This window comes from Asanoa ferruginea, assembly GCF_003387075.1.
Lineage (GTDB): Bacteria > Actinomycetota > Actinomycetes > Mycobacteriales > Micromonosporaceae > Asanoa > Asanoa ferruginea.
This window is the reverse complement of sequence record NZ_QUMQ01000001.1, coordinates 3985434-4006130: the sequence shown is the minus strand read 5'-3', so window position 1 is coordinate 4006130 and position 20697 is coordinate 3985434. Positions and strand designations below refer to the sequence as shown.

Here is a 20697-nt window from a genome sequence, read left to right as displayed (position 1 = left end):
AGCAGGTACCGAACCCGGAGGTTACTGGTGAGTGTGGCGCGCACGGGCGAGTTCGGGCTGATCGCCCGGGTCACCGCCCGGCTTCAGCCCGGGGCCAGCACCCTGCTGGGCCCCGGCGACGACGCCGCGATCGTCTCCGCGCCGGACGGTCGGGTGGTCGCTTCTACCGACGCCTTGGTCGAAGGCCGGCATTTCAGGCGTGACTGGGCCAGCGGCGTCGAGATCGGGCATCGGGCCGCGGCGGCCAACCTGGCCGACATCGCCGCGATGGGCGCGACCCCGACGGCGCTGCTGGTGGCCCTCTGCGCACCGCCGGGGCTGGACGCACGCTGGGCCGAAGACCTGGCCGACGGGATGGCCGCCGAGGCGGCCACCGTCGGCGCCGCCGTGGTCGGCGGCGACATGGCCGGCAGCCCGACCCTGACCATCGCGGTGACCGCCTTGGGCGACCTGGGCGGCCGGCGGCCGGTGACCCGCGACGGGGCCCGGGCCGGTGACATCGTCGCGCTCTGCGGCCGGGTGGGCTACGCGGCGGCCGGCTACACCGTGCTCAGCCGCGGCTTCCGGACCCCGGTGCTGCTGGTCGACGCCTACCGGCGGCCGCGGGTGCCCTACGCCGCCGGGCCGGCGGCCGCGCGGGCCGGCGCCACCGCGATGCTCGACGTCTCCGACGGGCTGTTGCAAGACCTCGGGCACGTCGCGAAGGCCAGCAAGGTGGCCATCGACATCGACCGCAGCGCGTTCGAGGTGCCGCCGCAGATGCGCGACGCGGCACAGGCGTTGGGCGTCGACCCCTATCACTGGGTGCTCGCGGGCGGCGACGACCACGCCCTGGCCGCCACCTTCCCGCGGGATCGGACACTCCCGGAGGGCTGGCGCGAAATCGGTCGGGTCAGCGAGGGTACGGGTGTGACGGTCGACGGCAAGGCACCCAAGGGACCGCTCGGCTGGGACCACTTCTCGAGCTAAGAGGGGAACCTCGATGGGGCGTCGTGGCAAGTAGGGGTATGACCACGACGACCACGGAAGCCGACACCGGCGCCGACCCGGCGGATCTGGCTGGCATGTTCACCGCCTACGGGCGGGAGCTGCTGCGCTACTGCACCCGCCGAGTCGGCGAGCAGGTCGCCGAAGACGTCGTGGCGGAGACGTTTCTCGTCGCGTACGAGCAACGTTTTCGCTATGACCCCACCCGGGGTGGGGTGTTGCCCTGGCTCTACGGCATCGCCACCAACCTGCTGCGGCGACATCGCCGTCAGGAGGTCCGCGCGCTGCGGGCACTCGCCGACACCGACCCGGGCGCCGACGCGGCCGGGGATCGGATCGACGCCCAGCGCACCGTGCGCAAGCTCGCCGCCGTGCTCGCCGGGCTACCCCGGCGGCAGCGCGACGTGCTGCTGCTCTTCGCGGTGGCGGAACTCGACTACGCCGAGATCGCCATGGCCCTCGACATTCCACCCGGGACGGTCCGGTCGGCCCTGCACCGGGCGCGCGCGAAGGTGCGTGCCGCCCTCACCCCTGAAGGAGAGACACCGTGAACCGCGCTGACCCCGACATCGTCGCCGTGCGCGACCTGCCGCCGGGCCCGATCGAGCCGACCGACGAGTCGGTTTCCCGCACCTGGCACACCTTGACCCGCCTCCAGACGCCGCGGCCCCGGTCCCGCTACCGCCGCTGGGTGCCGGCCGCCGCCGCGCTGGTGGTCGCCGGTCTGGCCGCGACCGGCGTGGTGCTGATCCCGGACGGCGGCGCCGACCCGGGGGTCGGCGTCGGCAGCGCACCCAGCGCGCCCACCTCGCCGACCAACCCTAAGGGCGGGCCTAGCGGGGGCGGGGCGCTGAATTCAGCGCCGCCGCTCGGCCCACCGCTCACGCTGGGTTCGAGCAAGTCGATCAACGCTCGGCAGTCGCTCGACCGGCTCGCCGCGAAGGCGGCCGGCTCGCCGACGGACACGGTCCAGCCGGCACAGTTCATCTACACCCGGATGTGGGGCGTGACGTCGAGCGACAACATCGGCGACGCCGCACCGGGGAAGATGGCCCGCGACGAGATCGAGTTCTGGTTCACGCCGGAGGGCATGACGGCCGCCGCGATCACCCGCAACGGCGTGCCCGACCAGGGCGCCGCCGCCCCGACCGGTCCGGTCGACCACCCCTACATCTGGCAGCCGACGCCGGAGTGGCTCGCCGGGCTGCCGACCCAGCCCGCGGCGTTGAAGGCGGCGTTGTTGGAAGGAATCGGCGACAACGACAAGTGGAGCGACGACCACCTGCTGGCCAAGGAGATCGGTGAGCTGCTGGTCAGCTCCGAGAGCCTGCTGCCCGCCGACGTCCGGGTGGCGATGCTCAAGTCGATCAAGACCTGGAAGGGGTTGTCGGCCCGCGAGACGGTCTTCGACGGCAAGCGGGTCTGGGCGATCCGGCAGACCGAGCAGGGCCGGTTCGACGAGTTGCTCTTCGACCCGACCACGGGGCGGGCCGTCGGGCGGGCCAACGGCATCGGCGACACGATCAGCTACCAGGTGCTCTGGACCCACAAGGTCGTCGGCAAGGCCGGCGAACGCTAGTCGGCAAGGCCGGCGAACGCTAGGAGTGATCGTCGCGACAGCGGCGGCGGCCGGTTCGACACCGGTCGCCGCCGTACCGTCGTGTCCGTGGAGCATCTGGAGATCCGGCAGTTGCCGTTTACCGCCCCTGAGTCGGTGTCGCTCGTCACCGACCTGCTGGCCGACCTCGGCGCCCGCTACAACAGCTCGGGCGACGACACCCCCGTCGACGCCAGCGAGTTCGACCCGCCCAACGGCGCGTTCCTGGTCGCGTTCCTCGATGGCGAGCCGGTCGGTTGCGCCGGCTGGCGCAGCCACGGCACCGACGGCGAGGAGGCCGAGCTCAAGCGGATGTATACCGCCCCGGCCGGACGGCGGAAGGGTGTGGCGCGGGCGGTGCTGCGGGCCGTCGAGGACTCGGCCCGGGAGGCCGGCCGCAAGCGGCTGATCCTGGAGTGCGGCGTGAAGCAGCCCGAGGCGATCGCCTTCTACACCGCCAACGGCTACGAGCGGATCCCGGACTTCGGCTATTACAAGGGTTACCCGGACGTGCGGTCCTTCGGCCGTACGTTGTGAACGCGAGAAGCCGCCGGGTCCACGGACCCGGCGGCTGAAGAAAAACTCGTCTCGGTCGCGCCCTTAGGCGCGGGTGACCTTGCCCGCCTTGATGCATGAGGTGCAAACCTGCATCTTGCGGGTGTTGCCACCACCGGCCGGGGTGCGCACCGTCTGGATGTTGGGGTTCCAGCGGCGGTTGGTCCGCCGGTGCGAGTGGGACACGTTGTGGCCGAAGCCCGGCCCCTTGCCACAGACGTCGCACACGCTAGCCACGGGTTACTCCTGGGATTGATTGCTTTGGGGGTTGCCGATGGGACCATGCCGACCAGGCAACCTGACTAGGTTACCCGACGACACACGCAGCCGCCGAATCGCCTCCCGCCGCAGCGCCCGGCGGGGTTCACTGGACGGTATGAGAGTACTGCTCGCGGGTGCCACGGGTGCCATCGGTACGCCGTTGATCCAGCGGCTGGTCGCCTTCAACCACGAGGTCATCGGCATCACCCGGCTGGTGGCCAACGCCCGGCGGCTGGAGGCGTTCGGCGCCGAGCCGCTGGTAGCCGACGTGCTCGACCGCGACGGACTGCTCCGGGCGGTCTCCGGCAAGAAGGCCGACGCGGTGATCCAGGAGTGCACTTCGCTCACCAGGCCGCCGTTGCGCTTCCACGACATGGACAAAACCAACGAGTTGCGCAACCTGGGCACCGCCAACCTCGTCGCGGCGGCGAAGCAGATGGGCGCGCACCGCTTCCTGACCCAGTCGATCGTGTACGGGTATGGCTTCGGCGACCACGGCACCCGGGTGCTGACCGAGAGCGACCCGTTCGGCGTCCCGGCCGACGGCCCGGTCGGGCCGATCATGGACGCGTTCCACGAGACCGAGGCCCAGGCGTGCGAGACCGACGGGCTGGAGGGCGTGGCGCTGCGCTACGGCCTGTTCTACGGCGGCGATCCAGGGACAAAACGGATGATCGACGCGGTACGCAAGCGCCGCATGCCGGTGATCAAGGGTGGCGGTGGCGAGGTGAGCCTGATCCACCTCGACGACGCCGCGGCCGCCACCGTGGCCGCGCTGGAACGCGGCACTCCTGGCAGCGCCTACAACATCGTCGACGGCGTGCCGGTTACCTGGGGTGAGCTGCTCGACGAGATGGCCACGCTGGTCGACGCCAAGCCGCCGCTGCGGCTGCCGCCCCAGGTGCTCCGCTACGCGGCGCCCTACGGCTACACGGCGATGACCACCTCGATGCGGGTCTCCAACGAGCGGGCCCAGCACGACCTGGGCTGGACGCCGGCGGTCGTCGACTACAAGCAGGGCCTGCGGATGCTGGCCACGGCCTGACTGCCTTCTTTCAGAAGTCGATCCGCGTGCGGCCGGCGCCGTGCTTGCGGATGGCCTCCAGCACGTCGGGCTCCGGCTGGTTGCCGTAGGTCAGCGAGGCGGTGAACGGGGTCGTGTAGCGGTCGATCTCGGCCTCGACGGTGCCCCGCTGTACGACGCAGACGCGGTCGTCGAACCAGAGCCGGCGCACGTAGATCTGCTCGATCGACGACCAGGGCAGGAACACGGACTTCCGGCGTACGCGGAGCCAGACGCCCTCCGGGTTGACGGCCAGCACCGGGCCACCCCACATGGTCGCCACGACGCTGGCGACGGCGCCCAGGGCGAGCAGGGCCGCGATGAGCCCGACCGGGGCGTCCGACAGCGGCGGGACGTAGCCGACCAGCACGAACAGGACCACCAAGGACGCGGCGAGCCCGACGCCCGCGGAGAGGCTGTGACCGACGAGGCTCGGCCGCAGGACGAACGACTGCGCGGCCGGGATCCGCTTGCGCACCGCGAGCGTCTGGGCGGGGGTCATTGGCACCTCCGTGGTCAGAAGTCGATTTTTGTCTTGCCGAGGCCGTGCTGGGTGATCGCCGCGGTGATCTCGTCGGCGGGCCGGTCGGCGAACGTCAGCGACGCGTTGAACGGCGTCCGATAGGCGTAATCGACGACTTCGAAGACGTCGGGGCGCGCCCCCAGCCGCGGCCGCCAACCGGTTTCCCGCACGCAGACGCGTTTGTCGACCAGGATCCGGCGCAGGTAGATCCGCTCGATCGACGACCACGGCAGGAAGGTGGCCTCGAACTGCGGACCGACCCGGATGAAGCCCCGCACCCGCCGGCTGACCCAGACGCCCGGCGGGCCGACGCCCAGGATCGGACCACGCCGGGCGTTGGTCGCCAGGTAGATGACCAGGACGATCAGGGCCAACGCGGTGCTGATGGCCGCCGGCACCCAGAAATCAGCGATCAGCAGCACCTGCGGCCCGAGGATCACGATCCACGCCACGACCCAGGCGAGGCTGAGCCGCGAAAGGTTGAGCCGGACCAGGAACGGTTGATCATCGGGGATCCGTCGCGGGGCCGGTTGCGTCGATCTGCTGCCTGGGTAGGGCTCGAAACCGGTCATGGTGTCGCCTCCGCTGGGAGATCCATCGACATGGTAGGTCTTGGCCACCATGCGTGATGTCCCCCGAACCGCCAGTGCTCGATGCCGCTGCCGGGATCGAGGGAGTTGTCGGGGGCAACCGATAGGCTCGGTACGTGTTGGAGAGCCTCGACGCCACGGCGCTGCGCCGCTGGTGCGCGGGTGCGTTGGCGGCCCTGCGCCGCCATCAGGGCGAGATCGACGCGCTCAACGTCTACCCGGTGCCCGACGGCGACACCGGCACCAACCTCGTGCTGACGCTGACCTCGGCCCACGAGGCGCTGTTCTTCGACCCGGCCGCCGAGGGCGACCCGACCCCACACGGCCAGGTGCTGCGCCTGATGGCCCGCGGCGCCCTGCTCGGCGCCCGCGGCAACTCCGGCGTGATCATCTCCCAGGTGCTGCGCGGCCTGGCCGACGCCACCTCGGCGGTGCCGGTGGTCGACGGGCCGGCACTGGCCCGCGGCCTGCGCGCCGGAGCCGACGCCGCCTACGGCGCGGTCGCGAACCCGGTCGAGGGCACGGTCCTGACAGTGGCCGCCGCGGCCGCGACCGCCGCCGAGCGCGCGGCCACCGGCCCTCCAGAGCGCGGCACGAACACCGCCACCACCGCCGAGCCCCCGGCCACTAGCGGCACGGACACCGCCACCACCGCCGAGCCCCCGGCCACCAGCGGCACGGACACCCCCACCACCGCCGAGCCCCCGGCCACAACCAGCGGCACGGACACCCCCACCACCGCCGAGCCCCCGGCCACCAGCGGCACGGACACCCCCACCACCGCCGAGCCCCCGGCCACCAGCGGCACGGACACCGCCACCACCGCCGAGCCCCCGGCCACCAGCGGGACGGACACCGCCACCACCGCCGAGCCCCCGGCCACTAGCGCTCCAGAACCCGGCGCGACGCATGCCGGTCGGGCCGGCGCCGGCTGGCCAGCCGACCTGGCCCAAGGCGCCGCCGCAGGGCGGGCCGGGGCTGGATCGCTGGCCGAGGTGGCACAGGCCGCCGCCCGTGCGGCGGCCGGGGCGCTGGCCAAGACGCCGGAGCAGCTTCCCGCGCTGGCCCGGGCGGGTGTGGTCGACGCCGGCGGGCGTGGCCTTTGCGTGCTGCTCGACGCGCTCGTCGAGGTGGTCACCGGCGAGTCACCCGTCGAGCCGCAGCCGGTGCCGCGGCCGCGTGCCAACCGGGCGCTGGTCGCCGCGCGGGAGACCGGCTCGGCCGAGTTCGGGTATGAGGTGCAGTTCCTGCTCGACGCCGCCGAGCCGGCCGTGGAAAAGTTGCGGTCCCGGCTCGCCGAGCTTGGCGACTCGCTCGTCGTGGTCGGCACCGGTGAGGGCGACGAGTCCACCTGGAACGTGCACGTCCACGTCAACGACGTCGGCGCCACCCTGGAGGCCGGTGTCGAGGCCGGCCGGCCACACCGCATCTCGGTCACCCGCTTCGCCGACCAGGTGATCCCCGACGGCCCCGACCGGGCCGTCGTGGTGGTCGCCGCAGGCGAGGGCATCGCCGCGATCTTCGCCGGCGAGGGCGCGGCCGTGGTGCCCGCCAACCCGTCGACCCGCGAGTTGCTCGCGGCGATCACCGCCACCGGCGCCGCACACGTCGTGGTGCTGCCCAACGACCCCAACACCCAGCCGGTGGCCGCCGCGGCGGCGCGGGAGGCGACCGCGGCGGTCCGGGTGGTGGCGACCCGCTCCCCCGTGCAGGCGCTGGCCGCGCTCGCGGTGCGTGATCCGGCCCGCGAGTTCGACGACGACGTGATCGAGATGGCCAAGGCCGCGGGCGCCTGCCGCTACGCCGAGGTCTGCTACGCCAGCCGCGACGCGCTGACCGTCGCGGGCCCGTGCCGGCGCGGCGACGTGCTGGCGCTCGTCGAGGGCGAGGTCCACCTGATCGGCGTCGACCTGGCCGAGACCTGCCGTGAGCTGCTCGACCGCCTGCTCGGCGGCGGTGGCGAGCTGGTCACCCTGGTCACCGGCGCCGACGCGCCGGCCGGGCTGGCCGACGGGCTGCGCGCGCACGCGGCCGCGCACTGGCCGTTCGTCGAGGTGCACACCTACTCCGGTGGGCACCCGCACTATCCGCTGCTGGTAGGCGTCGAATGACCACACTGGACGATCCGCTGAAGAAGCTGCTTGGCGACAAGACCGCCAAGGCCCTCGACAAGCACCTCGACCTGCGCACCGTGGGCGACCTGATCTACCACTTCCCGCGCCGCTACGACGAGCGGGGCGAGCACACCGACATCCGCTCGCTGTCGGTCGGCGAAGACGTGACGGTGCTCGGCCAGGTGCGCCGGGCGACCACGCGGCCGATGCGGCAGCGCAGCGGCAAGCTGCTCGAGGTGCTGGTCGAAGACGGCGCCGGGGGCGTGCTCACGCTGACCTTCTTCAACCAGGCGTGGCGCGAGCGCGACCTGCGGCCCGGCCGGTGGGGGCTGTTCGCCGGCAAGGTGACCGAGTTCCGGGGCAAACGACAGCTCAACGGCCCCGACTACATGCTGCTCGGCGACGAGGGCGAGGTGTCCGACGAGATCGAAGAGTTCGCCGGTGCACTGATCCCGGTCTACCCGGCGGCCGGCGCGGTGCCCACGTGGACGATCGCCCGCTGCGTCCGGGTGGTGCTCGACACGCTCGCACCGGTCGAGGACCCGCTGCCGGCAACGGTGCGGGCGACCCGCCACCTGTCGCCCCTCGACACCGCGCTGCGCGAGATCCACCGCCCCGGCTCCCGCGAAGACCTCCACCGCGCCCGCCACCGGCTCAAGTGGGACGAGGCGTTCGCCGTGCAGCTCACCCTGGTGCAGCGCAAGCGCCGGTCGAGCGCGCTGCCGGCCCGGCCGCGCCCGGCGACCGCCGACGGGCTGCTGTCGACGTTCGACACCCGGCTGCCCTACGAGCTAACCGAGGGACAGCGGCGGGTCGGTGTCGAGATCGCCGCCGACCTGGCCACGCCACACCCGATGCACCGGCTGTTGCAGGGCGAGGTCGGCTCCGGCAAGACCGTGTGCGCGCTGCGGGCCATGCTCCAGGTGGTCGACGCCGGCGGGCAGGCGGCGCTCCTGGCGCCGACCGAAGTGCTCGCCGCGCAACACTTCCGCGGCATCTCGGCACTGCTCGGCCCGCTGGGCCGCGCGGGCGAGCTCGACGGCGACCCGGCCGGCACCCGGGTCGCGCTGGTGACCGGTTCGCAGGGCGCGGCGGCCCGCCGGGCGGCGGCGGCCGAGGTCTCTACCGGCAGTGCCGGCCTGGTGATCGGCACCCACGCACTGCTTTACGAGGGTGTCGAGTTCAACGACCTGGGGCTGGTGGTGGTCGACGAGCAGCACCGCTTCGGCGTCGAGCAGCGCGACGCGTTGCGTGCCAAGGCCGACCAGCCACCGCACACGCTGGTGATGACCGCGACACCGATCCCGCGCACGGTGGCGATGACGGTCTACGGCGACCTCGAGGTGTCGACGCTGTCGCAGCTACCCGGCGGCCGCTCCCCGATCGCCTCCCATGTGGTGCCGGCGTCCGACAAGCCGGCGTTCCTCGACCGCGCCTGGCGGCGCCTGCGCGAAGAGGTCGAGGCCGGCCATCAGGCCTATGTGGTCTGCCCTCGGATCGGCGACGGCTCCGCCACCGACAGCGAGGAGCCGCCACCCGACGACGACGGTTCCGCCCGCCGCCCGCCGCTGGCGGTGACCGAGGTGGCACCGCTGCTGGCCGACGGGCCGCTGCACGGGCTGCGCATCGGCGTGCTGCACGGCCGCCTGCCGGCCGACGAGAAAGACGCGGTGATGCGCTCCTACGCGGCCGGCGACCTCGACGTGCTGGTGGCCACCACGGTGGTCGAGGTCGGCGTTGACGTGCCCAACGCCACCGTGATGATCGTGCTCGACGCCGACCGGTTCGGCGTCTCCCAGCTACACCAGCTCCGCGGCCGGGTCGGCCGGGGCTCGGCGGCCGGCCTCTGCCTGCTGGTGACCGAGGCACCGGAAGGCTCCCCCGCGCGCGAACGCCTCGACGCGGTGGCCTCGACGACCGACGGTTTCAAGCTCGCCGAGCTCGACCTGGAGCAACGCCACGAGGGCGACGTCCTCGGCGCGACGCAGTCCGGTCGCCGTTCCCACCTGCGCCTGCTCTCGCTCCGCAAAGACGCGCAGCTGATCGGCGAGGCCCGCCTGGAGGCGATCGCCCTGACCGACGACGACCCGGAACTGACCGCGCATCCCGCGCTGGCGCAATCGATCGCCCTGCTGGTCGACGAAGAGCGCGCTGAATATCTGGAGAAGGGCTAGCGGCGGGCCTAGGCTCCGAGGGCATGGATGAGTGCCCCATCTGCGCGAAGCATCGTGGCGAAGGGCCGCTGGTCGGTCCGGAGATCTGGCGCGACGACATCGTCGCGGTTTCCCACCTGCCGGCCCGCGAGGGCCCGGTGCTGCTCGGCTATCTGTTCATCGAGCCGTTGCGGCACGCGCCCCACCTCGACGACCTGACCGATGTGGAGGCTTCCGCGGTCGGCAGCGCCGCCCGGCGCGCGGCGATCGGGCTGCGCGCCGAAGTCGACGCCGAGCACGTCTTCTCCGCCGTGATCGGCGCCGCTGTGCCGCATTTCCACCAGCACGTGTTCCCGCGCTACCGGGGCACCCCCGCGGAAACGCCCTGGTATGCCAGCACCGGCTGGGCGGAGGCGCCGCGCGGCGGCGACCCGGAGATCGCCGCCCTCGTCGCCCGCCTCCGCACCTACTTCACCGCGGTTTAGGCCCGCCGACGGGCGCCGCCCCGGCCCGCCACATCGCGGGCCTCAGTTCGCAGCCTCCGCGCCGACTTCACCAAGGTTCAGGCCCGCCGACAGGCGGCGACCCGGCCCGCCACATCGCGGGCCTCAGTTCGCAGCCTCCGCGCCGACCTTCATGGCGGCCAAGGGCTAGTGCAGGCCGCTGCCGCGACGTAGCGCGGTGCGGATCAGGCGGTCGACCAGCTTCGGGTATTCCAGGCCGCTGGCCGCCCACATGCGCGGGAACATCGACGTCGCGGTGAAGCCGGGCATCGTGTTGATCTCGTTGAGCAGGACCTCGCCGGCGTCGGTGACGAAGAAGTCGACCCGGGCCAGGCCCGCGCAGTCGAGGGCGGCGAAGGTGCGCACCGCGTAGTCCTGGACCGTGCGGGTCACGCTCTCCGGCAGGCCGGCCGGGATGTCGTATTCGCAGTCTTCGCCGAGGTATTTGGCCTCGAAGTCGTAGAAGTCGTGCCCCGCGCCGGTCACCCGGATCTCCGCGAGCAGCGACGCCTCCGCGGTGCCGCCGGCCTCGGCCTCCAGCACGCCGCACTCGATCTCGCGGCCCACGATCGCCGCCTCGATCAGCACCTTCGGGTCGATCTGGCGGGCGGTCGCGATCGCCGCGTCGAGGTCGGCCCAGTCGGCGACCTTCGTGATGCCGTAGGACGAACCGGCGCGCGACGGCTTGACGAACACCGGCAGGCCGAGCCGCTCCTTGTCGGCCTCGCTCAGCGAGACCCCGTTGCGCAGCACGACGTAGGGGCCGGTAGGAATGCCCTCGGCCGCCGCCAGCTTCTTGGTGAACTCCTTGTCCATGGCCGCGGCGCTGGCGAACACGTTGGCGCCCACATAGGGAATGCCGGCCATCTCCAGCAACCCCTGGATGGTGCCGTCTTCGCCGTAGGCGCCGTGCAGCGCCGGGAAGACCACGTCGACGTCGCCGAGTGCGCTGAGCCCCCGGGACGGCTCGACCACCATCAGCCCATGTGAGGTCGGGTCGCCGGGCAGCACGACCGCGGTGCCGGCGCTCGCCGTGACCTCGGGGAGCCGCGCGCCTTCGATCGCGAGCGCGCTGGGATCACCGTCGGTGAGCACCCACTGACCTTCACGGGTGATCCCGACCGGGATCACCTCGTATTGGTCGGGGTCCAGGACGCGCAAAATGCTTCCGGCGCTGACGGCCGAAATCGCGTGCTCGGTGCTGCGGCCGCCAAACACGACCGCGACGCGGATCTTGTTAGGTCTCGTCACAGGTCAGGACCCTACTCTGCCCGAGCACGCGAGACTGGCTGCTCCGCCGATCACGCTGCGTGTGCACCGTTTTCCTGAGCGCACGGTGGGGAACGTTTGGCGCATGACGATGTGGGAGTACGCGCTGCTGATCCGCCGGCGTGCGGCAGCGATCGGGGCGGCCGGCTGGGAGGTCACCTTCCACTGGTATGGGCCGGACGGTTCGATGCTCGACGTCACCCCGCTGGGCGACACCGCGCTGACCCACCTCAACAACGCCGGTCGCGAGGGCTGGGACCTGGTGTCGGTGAGCGAGGACCCGAGCATGGAGGGCATCAACGAGCTGCACCGATACCACCTGAAACGCCCGATCGCGGTCCCCGCCCAACGCCAGCGCCTCGGCGGCGGGCGCGGCGTGCGCCGCCCGAGGGAATGATCAGGAAGCGTCCAACGCACCGGTGATGTCGGCGACCAGGTCCGCCGCGTCCTCGATGCCGCACGAGAGCCGCACGAAGCCCGGCGCCGTGTCGTCGCCCCACTGCTCCCGCCGGTCGGCACTGGTGTGCACGCCGCCGAACGACGTCGCCGCCGCCACCAGGCGCGACGCCGACAGGAACCGCGCCACCCGCTCGGCGGAGCCCAGGTCGAACGCGACGACGCCGGGAATCCGGCGCATCTGCGCGGACGCCACCGCGTAGGACGGATCGCCGGGGCGGCCGGGCCAGCGCAGCCCGGTGACATCAGCGCGCGAGGCAAGCGCCGTGACCACCGCGGCCGCGTTCGCCGACTGCCGGGCCAACCGCAGGTCGAGCGTCAGCAGCGAACGGTGCGCCAGCCAGGCGTCGAACGCACCCGGAATCGAGCCGGTCGTGTTGCGCCACGCCTTCAGCGACTCCAGCAGTTCCGGCGAGCGCGTCGTGACGTACCCCAGCAAGAGGTCTGAATGTCCGGTCAACGCCTTGGTTCCGGACGCCAGCGAGATGTCGGCGCCGAGGTCGAGCGGGCGCTGCCCGAGCGGCGTGGCGGTGGTGTTGTCGACCGCGACCAGCGCACCGGCCGCGTGCGCGCGATCGGCGAGCACCGCGATGTCGCACACGTCGAGCCCGGGGTTGGCCGGCGTCTCCAGCAGCACCAGCCGCACGCCGGTGTAGTCGGGGTGCGGGCCGCCGGTGGGCGCGAACGTGACCTTGACGCCGAGTTCCGACAGCAGCGACGTCGCGAAGCCGCGCACCGGGTAGTAGCCGTCGGTCGGCAGCACCACACTGTCGCCGGGCCGCAGGAGCGAAAGCAGCACCGCGGTGACGGCCGCCTGACCGCTCGCGAACGCCAGCGCCGAACCGCCCTCCAGTTCACCGATCGCCGACTCCAGCAGCCGCCGGGTCTGGTTGTCGGGCCGCCCGTAACCGTTGGCCGCGGCGGCCGGGCCGGCGGCCGGATCGAGGTGGTAGGGAGCCGCGAACACCGGGCCGGGCAGGAAGGGCTCACCCGGAACCGCGGGCGGCAGACCCGCGTGTGCCGACCGGGTGCCGTCGCCGTACTCGCTCATTCATTCAGCTTTCGTGGTGCGGGTCATCAGGATCGTCAGCGCCTCGCGCGGGTCGGCGCCCTCGTGGCAGACCCGCTCGACCTGTTCGGTGATCGGCATCTCCACGTTGTTCTTGCGGGCGAGGTCGCGGATCGCGAGGCAGCTCTTCACGCCTTCGGCGGTCTGCCCGACCGCCGCCTGCGCCTGTTCGAGCGTCTCGCCCCGGCCGAGCCGCTCGCCGAACGTGCGGTTGCGGGAGAACGGCGAGTGGCAGGTGCCGACCAGGTCGCCTAGCCCGGAGAGGCCGGCGAAGGTGAGCGGGTCGGCGCCGAGCGCGACGCCCAGCCGGGCGGTCTCGGCCAGGCCGCGGGTGATCAGGGTGGCCTTGATGTTGTCGCCGAGCCGCATCGCCTCGGCGATGCCGTAGGCCAGCGCGATCACGTTCTTCACCGCGCCGCCGAGTTCGGCGCCGACCACGTCGTCGTTGGTGTAGGGCCGCATGTAGGGCGTGGTGATCGCGTCCTGCACCAGCGTCGCGCGCCGGATGTCGGTGCCGGCCACCACCGTCGCGGCCGGCTGCCCGAGGGCGATCTCCGGTGCCAGGTTGGGCCCGGAGACCACCACCACCCGGTCGGCCGGCACCTGGGCGGCCTCCATCACCACTTCGCTCATCCGCTTGGTGGTGCCGAGTTCGATGCCCTTCATCAGCGACACCAGGGTCGCGTCGGGTTCGATGGCGGCCCGCCAGTCGGCGAGGTTGCCGCGCAACGTCTGCGACGGCACGGCGAGCACCACGATCTCGGCGCCGGCGAGTGCCTTGCCGGCGTCAGCGGTGGCGGTTACCCGCTCGGGCAGGCGCACGTCGGGGAAGTAGTCGGGGTTGCGGCCGGTCTCCCGGATGCCGGTGGCCACCGCTTCGCGGCGGGACCAGATCGTCACGTCGCGGCCAGCTTCGCCGAGCACCTTGGCGAACGCCGTGCCCCAGGAGCCCGCGCCGAGAACGGCGACGTGCGTCATGCCGGGTCACCGCTGGGCGTGACGGGCGCACCGCCGGCCTTGCGCGGCGGCGACCAGAGCGGCGGCGGGTCGGTCTCGCCACGCAGCTCGGCCAGCATGTCGCGCAGCCGCAGCATGATCTCCTCGGTCATCGCGTCGAGCGTCGGCCGGGTCGGCGCCGAGCCGGCCCACTTGGCCAGGTCGATGGGCGGGCCGGCGGTGACCCGCACCGGGATCCGCGGCCGCAGGCCGACCTTGCCGGTGCGCGGGTCGAACATCGCCTGCGGGCCGTCCATCACGATCGGGATCACCGGCGCGCCGGTGGTCAGGGCCAGCCGGGCGGCGCCGGTCTTGCCCTTCATCGGCCACAGGCCCGGTTCCTTGGTGGTGGTGCCCTCGGGGTAGATGATCACCGAGCTGCCGTCTTTGACGGCTGTGACCAGTGAGTCGAGCGACCGCGCGGCGTCGACCGTGCCGCGCTCGACCGGGATCTGCTGGCAGCGCGCGATGATGTAGCCGATCACCGGGACCCGGAACACGCTGGCCTTGGCCAGGAAGCTCGGCCACCGGCCGGCGTCGTAGACGTAGTGCCCGACGACCACGGGGTCGGCGTGGGACAGGTGGTTGGCCACGATGATCGCGCCGCCGGTCGCCGGGATGTGCTCCATCCCGGTCCAGGCGCGCTTGGTCCAGCCGGTCAGGACCGGCTTGACGAGGACGACCACGAACCGCCGCCAGAAACCCAGCCTCCGCCGTGCCACCCTGCCTCCTCCAACCACCGGCCAACCGCGCCCGCCAGCGCGGCCCGCAGCGAAATCATGCCTGCTCCGGCAGGTGGAGGGCCACCCAGGGACCGGGCCGGACCCTGGCACCATGAGCGGGTGCGTGGGAACTGGGTGGTCGTGCTGCCGGTCAAGCCGCCCGCCAACGGCAAGAGCCGGCTGCGTGGCGCGCTGCCCGGGGTGGCGCACGAGCGGCTCGCCCTCGCCCTGGCCCTCGACACCGCCACAGCGGCCCTGGCCTGCACCGACGTCGCCGAGGTGATAGCGGTCACCGACGATCCGGGTGCCGCCGCCGCGCTGGCCACGCTGGGGGCGCGGCCGGTGCCGGAGCCGGCCGGAGGGGGTCTCAACCCGGCGTTCGAGCGGGGCGCCGCGGCTGCGCGGGGCCGGGCGGTCGCCGCGTTACAAGCCGACCTGCCGGCGCTGGACAGCTCCGAACTGGCGGCCGCGCTGAAAATCGCCACGACGACGGGGGTACGCCGGTTCGCCGCCGACACGCCCGGGACCGGCACCGTGCTGTTGACCGCGCCGCCGGGCGTACCCCTGGAGCCGCGTTTTGGTGTTGGTTCGGCGGCGGCGCACGCCGCGTCGGGTGCCGTGCCGCTGGACGGGAGCTGGCCCACCCTGCGCCGCGACGTGGACACGGCGGCCGATCTCGCCGCGGCGGCCGCGCTCGGTCTGGGACCGCACACCGCGCGCCTGGTGGGCTACGGTGCTGGGATGCAGGGCACCGTGGCGACCTACGACCCGGCGAGCCGGTCGGGCACCGTGCTGCTCGACGACGGCACCGAGCTGGCCTACCCGGCGGAGGCGTTCGACGCCTCGGGGCTGCGGCTGCTCCGGCTCGGCCAGCGGGTGCGGATCGACCGCGACGCCGCCGGCACGGTGACCCGTCTCACCATCCCCACCTTCACCTGAGCCGCCGCCAGTCGACCCAAGTGCATTTCACGTTCAGCTCGGGCGGGTAATGATGATGGGGTGACCGAGACACCCGGCCGACACCTGCCCCGCCCGCGCGGAACCGATGGGCGGTTCCTCCCGTCGACGCCCGACGATCATGGCGAGCTGCTGTCCGCGGTGTCCGAAATGCCCTTGCCGGTCGGCGGATCGGCCGAGACGGTCGCTGGGCCGACCGAGACCCGCAGCCCGCAGGCACCGCGTGGCCGGCGCAACCCGCCGCCCGGGCACGGTCCCGCGCCGGAAAACCCCGCGCCGCCGACCGCCAACGACCACGCCGACACGCCGCCGCCCGACGACGTGCCGCCGCTGGGCTCGGATCCGCTGCCGGAGGACCGCTTCCTCAACCGCGAGCTGTCCTGGCTCGACTTCAACGCCCGGGTGCTCGCGCTGGCCGAAGACCCGTCGACGCCGCTGCTCGAGCGGGCCAAGTTCCTCGCGATCTTCGCCAGCAACCTCGACGAGTTCTACATGGTGCGGGTCGCCGGCCTCAAGCGCCGGTTGCAGGCCGGGCTGCCGGTCCGCGGCGGCGACCAGATGCCGCTGCGCACCCAGCTCGAGCTGGTCGCCGAGCGCACCGCCGACCTGGTCGCCCGGCAGGCCGCCTGCTTCGTCGACGAGGTGCTGCCCAAGCTGAGCGCCGAGGGCATCGAGCTGCTCGAGTGGGAAGACCTGGCCGCCGACGAGCGCGAGCAGATGCGCACCTACTTCCGCGACCACGTCTTCCCAGTGCTGACCCCGCTCGCGGTCGACCCGGCGCACCCGTTCCCCTACATCTCCAACCGCTCGCTGAGCCTGGCCGTCTCCGTCCGTGACCCCGACGGCGGCCAGGTGCTGTTCGCCCGGGTCAAGGTGCCCAACAACGTGCCGCGGTTCGTCCGGATCGGCCGCACCAACCGGTTCCTGCCGGTCGAGGAGCTCATCTCGACCCACCTCAGCCAGCTCTTCTCCGGCATGCAGGTGGTCGAGTGCCACCTGTTCCGGGTGACCCGCAACGCCGACGTCGAGGTCGACGAAGACCGCGACGAAGACCTGCTGCAAGCCCTCGAGCGGGAGCTGGCCCGGCGCCGGTTCGGCCCGCCGGTGCGGCTCGAGGTCGCCGCGTCCATCTCGGACCACGTGCTCGACCTGCTGGTCCGCGAGCTCGACATGGAGGCCAGCGACGTGCTGCGGGTGCGCGGCCTGCTCGACCTGGCCTCGCTGTGGCAGGTCTACGGCGACGTCGACCGCCCCGACCTCAAGGACAAGCCGTTCGTGCCGGCCACCCACCCGCGGCTGGTCGAGGGTGAGGTGCCGCGCAGCGTGTTCTCGGTGCTGCGCGACGGCGACGTGCTGGTGCACCACCCCTACCACTCGTTCTCGACCAGCGTGCAGCGCTTCATCGAGCAGGCCGCGGCCGATCCCAACGTGCTGGCCATCAAGCAGACGCTCTACCGCACCAGCGGCGACTCGCCGATCGTCGACGCGCTGATCGACGCCGCGAGCGCCGGCAAGCAGGTCGTGGTGCTGGTCGAGGTCAAGGCCCGGTTCGACGAGGTCGCCAACATCGGCTGGGCCCGGATGCTCGAACGCGCCGGCTGCCACGTGGTCTACGGGCTGGTCGGGCTCAAGACGCACTGCAAGACCGCGTTGGTGGTGCGCCAGGAGGGCAACCAGATCCGCCGCTACTGCCACATCGGCACCGGCAACTACCACCCGAAGACCGCCCGGTTGTACGAGGACTTCGGCATGCTGACCGCCGATCCGGAGGTCGGCGCCGACCTGACCGACCTGTTCAACGTGTTGACCGGCTACAGCCGGCAGACCGCCTACCGCCGGCTGCTGGTGGCACCGCACGGCATCCGCAGCGGGCTGATCGAGCGGATCGACCGCGAGATCGACAAGGTCCGGCTGGGTGGCCAGGGCCTGGTCCAGATGAAGGCCAACGGCCTGGTCGACGAGGAGATCATCGACGCGCTCTACCGGGCCTCGCAGGCCGGCGTCAACATCGACCTGATCATCCGCGGCATGTGCACGCTGCGGCCGGGCGTGCCCGGGCTCTCCGACAACATCCGGGTGCACTCGATCCTGGGCCGGTTCCTGGAGCACTCGCGGGTCTTCCGGTTCGGCGTCGACGGCAACGACCCCAACACCGAGTTCTGGATCGGGTCGGCCGACATGATGCACCGCAACCTCGACCGCCGGGTCGAGGCGCTGGTGCTGGTCACCGACCCGGTCGCCCGGGCCGAGCTCGACTGCGTGCTGACCGACTCGATGAGCGACGACATAGACACGTTCGTGCTACAGGGCGACGGCAGCTGGGTCCGCCGGGCATCCACTTTGGACCGGCCACTGGAGCACGTGCAGAATCGGCTGCTCCGCCGCTTCGTCGGCAGCGCCGGCTGAGCCGGCTCGGCACTAGGGTGGGCGCCATGCTTGAAGAGGAACGCAAGCTCGGGGCCGACGACGCGTTCCGGCTGCCCGACCTGACCGACCGGCTCCCGGCCGGCGGCACCGTGGTCGAGGCACCGCCGGTGACCCTCACGGCGACCTACTACGACACCCCTGACCTGCGGCTGGCCCGGTCGGGGGTGTCGCTGCGGCACCGCAAGGGCGACGCCCTGCCGTGGACGGTGAAGCTGCCCGCGGCCGTTCCCGGGCTGCGCCACGAGATCTCCCGCAAGGGCCGGCAGGGCACCCCGCCGGCCGACCTGGTCGCGCTGGTCACCGCCTGGTCGCGGGGCGCGGCGCTGGCGCCGGCGGCGCGGATCCGCAGCGTGCGGCACGCCTACGAGTTGCACGACGCCGACGGCACCGTGCTCGCCGAGGTCGCCGACGACGCCGTCACCGTGTTCGACGGCAAGGCGGTGCGGATGGCGTTCCGCGAGATCGAGGTGGAGCGCAAGGCCGGCGACCGCGCGCTGCTCGGTGCGGTGGCCGGCGCGCTGACCGAGGCGGGCGCGGTCGAGGGCGAGTTCACGCCGAAGCACGTGCGGGCCCTGGGTGCGGCGGCCGCCCAGCCGCCCGACCTGACCCCGCCGGGCAACCTGCCCGAGCAACCGTCGGCGGCCGAGGTGGTGACCGCGGCGGTGCGTGCCGGGATCGCCCGGATCTTCGCCCACGACCCGCTGGTCCGGCTCGGCCAGCCGCTCGAAGACGGCGACACCGCCGTGCACCAGATGCGGGTCGGCTGCCGCCGCCTGCGCAGCGACCTGCGCACCTTCGCCGCGCTGCTCGACAAGGACTGGATCGGCCGGCTGCGCGACGAGTTGCGCTGGATCGCCGGTGTGCTGGGCGAGGCGCGCGACGCCGAGGTGCTCCGCGAACGCCTCCAGCACACCGCCAACGCCGACCCGCTCTGCCCGGTCGACAGCGCCGCGGTGGACCGGCTCGACGCGGCGCTCGACGCCCGCCAGCAGCAGGCGCTCGCGACCGTCGACAAGGCGCTGCGCAGCCCGCGCTACCACGCACTGCTCGACCTGCTGGTCGACGCGGCCCGCGACCCGAAGGTCCTGGCGACCGCCAGACAGCCGGCCCATCGGCTGCTCCCGCGGCTGGTGGCCCGGCCCTGGCGCCGGTTGGCCTACGGCGCCAAGGGCGTCGACGGCGCCGCCGACCTCGACCCGCTGGCCGCCGACGACCGCTGGCACGCGGTGCGGATCAACGGCAAGCGGGCGCGCTACGCCGTCGACGCGGTCGCCTCCGTCACCGGCGGCCCGGCGGCCAAGCTGGCCAAGGCCCTCGCCCGGGTGCAGGACCTGCTCGGCGAGCACCAGGACGCCGCTATCGCCGCCGACACCTGGCTGGCGCTGGCGGCCGAGTCGCCCGACGACACCGCGCTCGCGGTGGTCGCCGGCCGGCTCTTCGAGCGGGAACGCAGCGCGATCCGGGCCGTCCGGGCCGCCTTCCCCGAGGCGTGGGCGGTCGCCGCCGAGCCGACAAGGACGCGATGGCTACCCTGATCCGCGCCGCCGGCGGCGTGGTGTGGCGGCCGGCCGGCGACGGCGTGGAGATCTGTCTCGTGCACCGCGAGCGTTACGACGACTGGTCGCTGCCCAAGGGCAAGCTCGAGGCCGGCGAACACCCGCTGGCCGCGGCGGTGCGCGAGGTCTCCGAGGAGACCGGCGTCACCGCCGTGCCACAGGTGCGGCTGCCCGGCGTCAGTTACACGGTGCGCGAGGGCTTCCCGAAGACGGTCGACTACTGGTCGATGCGCTACGTCAGCGACGATCCGCGCCTGGTGGCCGAGTCCGACGAGGTCAACGCGGTCCGCTGGCTTCCGGTCGACGAGGCGTCGGGCCTGCTCAGCTACTCACACGACGTCCAGGTCGTGCGCGACTTCACCGCCCTGCCGGCGGTCACCGCCGTCTGCGGGCTGGCCCGGCACGCCCACGCCGGCAAGCGGGGCAACTGGTCCGGCCCCGACACCGCCCGCCCGCTCGACAAGCCCGGCCGGGCCCGGGCCAAGGAACTCGCCCCGCTGCTCGCGCTCACCCGCCCCGCCCACCTGGTGTCGGCGACGCCGCGGCGCTGCGTGCAGACCCTCGAACCGCTGGCCGCGCTGCTCGACCTGGCGATCGTCGGCGACTCCGCGCTCGACGAGCCCAAGCCCGGCCAGGACCCGGAGGAGAACGCGCTGTCCGCGGCCGGCCGGCTGGCCGAACTGGCCGCCGCCGGCGCCGACTTCGTCGCCTGTAGCCAGGGCAAGGTGATGCCGGCCGCGTTGGCCCGGCTGCTGGGCAGCGAGACGCCCGACGACTATCGCACCGCGAAGGGCGGCGGCTGGCTGGTGGCGTTCTCCGGCGAGCGCGCCGTCGCGGCCGACCGGCTCTGAGCCCTAGCTCGACTACCCCGCCGCGGTGATCGTCGTCTCCTGATCGAT

Annotated in this window: 19 protein-coding genes and 1 pseudogene; 13 read left to right on the top strand and 7 right to left on the bottom strand. The window is 72.9% G+C overall.

What is annotated here, in order from left to right; all coding sequences use genetic code 11:
- Positions 1 to 27: 27 nt before the first annotated feature.
- The 4 genes from DFJ67_RS18745 (at position 28) to DFJ67_RS18730 (ending at position 3121) form a co-directional block, all read left to right on the top strand.
- Entirely contained in the window at positions 28 to 969 is a 942-nt protein-coding gene (locus DFJ67_RS18745) for a thiamine-phosphate kinase (protein ID WP_239097505.1), read from the top strand.
- A gap of 38 nt (positions 970 to 1007) precedes the next feature.
- Positions 1008 to 1538: an RNA polymerase sigma factor gene (locus DFJ67_RS18740; RefSeq protein WP_116069172.1), complete on the top strand. Its 531-nt coding sequence runs from the start codon at positions 1008 to 1010 to the stop codon at positions 1536 to 1538.
- Positions 1535 to 2566, top strand: a complete 1032-nt coding sequence (locus DFJ67_RS18735) for a hypothetical protein (protein WP_116069171.1) — start codon at positions 1535 to 1537, stop codon at positions 2564 to 2566. Before DFJ67_RS18740 ends, DFJ67_RS18735 begins: the two co-directional genes overlap by 4 nt.
- Before the next feature lie 96 nt (positions 2567 to 2662).
- Positions 2663 to 3121 carry a GNAT family N-acetyltransferase gene (locus DFJ67_RS18730; protein ID WP_409362969.1) on the top strand — a complete coding sequence of 153 codons (459 nt, stop codon included), beginning with the start codon at positions 2663 to 2665 and terminating at the stop codon, positions 3119 to 3121.
- Between the two features lie 63 nt (positions 3122 to 3184).
- On the opposite strand, the gene rpmB is transcribed toward DFJ67_RS18730, so the two are convergent.
- Positions 3185 to 3376 (bottom strand): 50S ribosomal protein L28, encoded by a 192-nt coding sequence (gene rpmB / locus DFJ67_RS18725; protein WP_089254979.1) that lies wholly within the window; start codon positions 3374 to 3376, stop codon positions 3185 to 3187.
- A gap of 139 nt (positions 3377 to 3515) precedes the next feature.
- Here rpmB and DFJ67_RS18720 point away from each other — a divergent pair, with 139 nt between their 5' ends.
- On the top strand, positions 3516 to 4445 hold the full coding sequence (locus DFJ67_RS18720) for an NAD-dependent epimerase/dehydratase family protein (protein WP_116069169.1): 930 nt from the start codon (positions 3516 to 3518) through the stop codon (positions 4443 to 4445).
- Between the two features lie 10 nt (positions 4446 to 4455).
- Here the strand turns inward: DFJ67_RS18720 and DFJ67_RS18715 are convergent, their stop codons facing one another.
- Together DFJ67_RS18715 and DFJ67_RS18710 are read right to left on the bottom strand one after the other, a co-directional pair.
- Positions 4456 to 4965 (bottom strand): hypothetical protein, encoded by a 510-nt coding sequence (locus tag DFJ67_RS18715; protein WP_116069168.1) that lies wholly within the window; start codon positions 4963 to 4965, stop codon positions 4456 to 4458.
- 14 nt (positions 4966 to 4979) lie between these two features.
- Positions 4980 to 5558 carry a hypothetical protein gene (locus DFJ67_RS18710; protein ID WP_147315543.1) on the bottom strand — a complete coding sequence of 193 codons (579 nt, stop codon included), beginning with the start codon at positions 5556 to 5558 and terminating at the stop codon, positions 4980 to 4982.
- Between the two features lie 134 nt (positions 5559 to 5692).
- Between DFJ67_RS18710 and DFJ67_RS18705 the strand changes: the two genes are divergently transcribed.
- From DFJ67_RS18705 to DFJ67_RS18695, 3 genes are read left to right on the top strand one after another with little or no spacing between them, the layout of a single operon-like run.
- Positions 5693 to 7687 (top strand): DAK2 domain-containing protein, encoded by a 1995-nt coding sequence (locus tag DFJ67_RS18705; RefSeq protein WP_116069166.1) that lies wholly within the window; start codon positions 5693 to 5695, stop codon positions 7685 to 7687.
- Positions 7684 to 9864 (top strand): ATP-dependent DNA helicase RecG, encoded by a 2181-nt coding sequence (gene recG, locus DFJ67_RS18700; RefSeq protein ID WP_116069165.1) that lies wholly within the window; start codon positions 7684 to 7686, stop codon positions 9862 to 9864. Before DFJ67_RS18705 ends, recG begins: the two co-directional genes overlap by 4 nt.
- A 23-nt stretch (positions 9865 to 9887) precedes the next feature.
- Positions 9888 to 10328 (top strand): HIT family protein, encoded by a 441-nt coding sequence (locus DFJ67_RS18695; RefSeq protein ID WP_116069164.1) that lies wholly within the window; start codon positions 9888 to 9890, stop codon positions 10326 to 10328.
- A 165-nt stretch (positions 10329 to 10493) separates the two neighbouring features.
- Here DFJ67_RS18695 and DFJ67_RS18690 read toward each other — a convergent pair whose 3' ends face one another.
- On the bottom strand, positions 10494 to 11597 hold the full coding sequence (locus DFJ67_RS18690) for a D-alanine--D-alanine ligase family protein (protein ID WP_116069163.1): 1104 nt from the start codon (positions 11595 to 11597) through the stop codon (positions 10494 to 10496).
- Positions 11598 to 11700: 103 nt separating this feature from the next.
- On the opposite strand from DFJ67_RS18690, the gene DFJ67_RS18685 reads away from it, so the two are divergent.
- The gene (locus DFJ67_RS18685; protein ID WP_116069162.1) at positions 11701 to 12012 is read left to right on the top strand and encodes a hypothetical protein; all 312 of its coding nucleotides are present in this window, start codon (positions 11701 to 11703) and stop codon (positions 12010 to 12012) included.
- Here the strand turns inward: DFJ67_RS18685 and DFJ67_RS18680 are convergent, their stop codons facing one another.
- Genes DFJ67_RS18680 through DFJ67_RS18670 form a run of 3 tightly spaced genes read right to left on the bottom strand, consistent with a single transcriptional unit; the run spans position 12013 to position 14858 of the window.
- Positions 12013 to 13122, bottom strand: a complete 1110-nt coding sequence (locus DFJ67_RS18680) for a cystathionine gamma-lyase (protein WP_116069161.1) — start codon at positions 13120 to 13122, stop codon at positions 12013 to 12015. It lies immediately after the preceding gene.
- Positions 13123 to 14118, bottom strand: coding sequence for an NAD(P)H-dependent glycerol-3-phosphate dehydrogenase (locus DFJ67_RS18675; protein ID WP_116069160.1), 996 nt, complete (start codon positions 14116 to 14118; stop codon positions 13123 to 13125).
- On the bottom strand, positions 14115 to 14858 hold the full coding sequence (locus DFJ67_RS18670) for a lysophospholipid acyltransferase family protein (protein WP_116069159.1): 744 nt from the start codon (positions 14856 to 14858) through the stop codon (positions 14115 to 14117). The genes DFJ67_RS18675 and DFJ67_RS18670 overlap by 4 nt, the downstream gene beginning before the upstream one ends.
- A 120-nt stretch (positions 14859 to 14978) precedes the next feature.
- On the opposite strand from DFJ67_RS18670, the pseudogene cofC reads away from it, so the two are divergent.
- The 4 genes and pseudogenes from cofC to DFJ67_RS18650 form a co-directional block, all read left to right on the top strand.
- Positions 14979 to 15608 (top strand): annotated as a pseudogene (cofC, locus tag DFJ67_RS18665) (2-phospho-L-lactate guanylyltransferase); the annotation flags it as partial.
- Between the two features lie 357 nt (positions 15609 to 15965).
- Positions 15966 to 18221 (top strand): RNA degradosome polyphosphate kinase, encoded by a 2256-nt coding sequence (locus tag DFJ67_RS18660; protein ID WP_275407683.1) that lies wholly within the window; start codon positions 15966 to 15968, stop codon positions 18219 to 18221.
- A 26-nt stretch (positions 18222 to 18247) separates the two neighbouring features.
- Entirely contained in the window at positions 18248 to 19777 is a 1530-nt protein-coding gene (locus tag DFJ67_RS18655; protein WP_116076376.1) for a CYTH and CHAD domain-containing protein, read from the top strand.
- The gene (locus DFJ67_RS18650; protein ID WP_116076373.1) at positions 19765 to 20649 is read left to right on the top strand and encodes a bifunctional NUDIX hydrolase/histidine phosphatase family protein; all 885 of its coding nucleotides are present in this window, start codon (positions 19765 to 19767) and stop codon (positions 20647 to 20649) included. Before DFJ67_RS18655 ends, DFJ67_RS18650 begins: the two co-directional genes overlap by 13 nt.
- Positions 20650 to 20697: the final 48 nt, after the last annotated feature.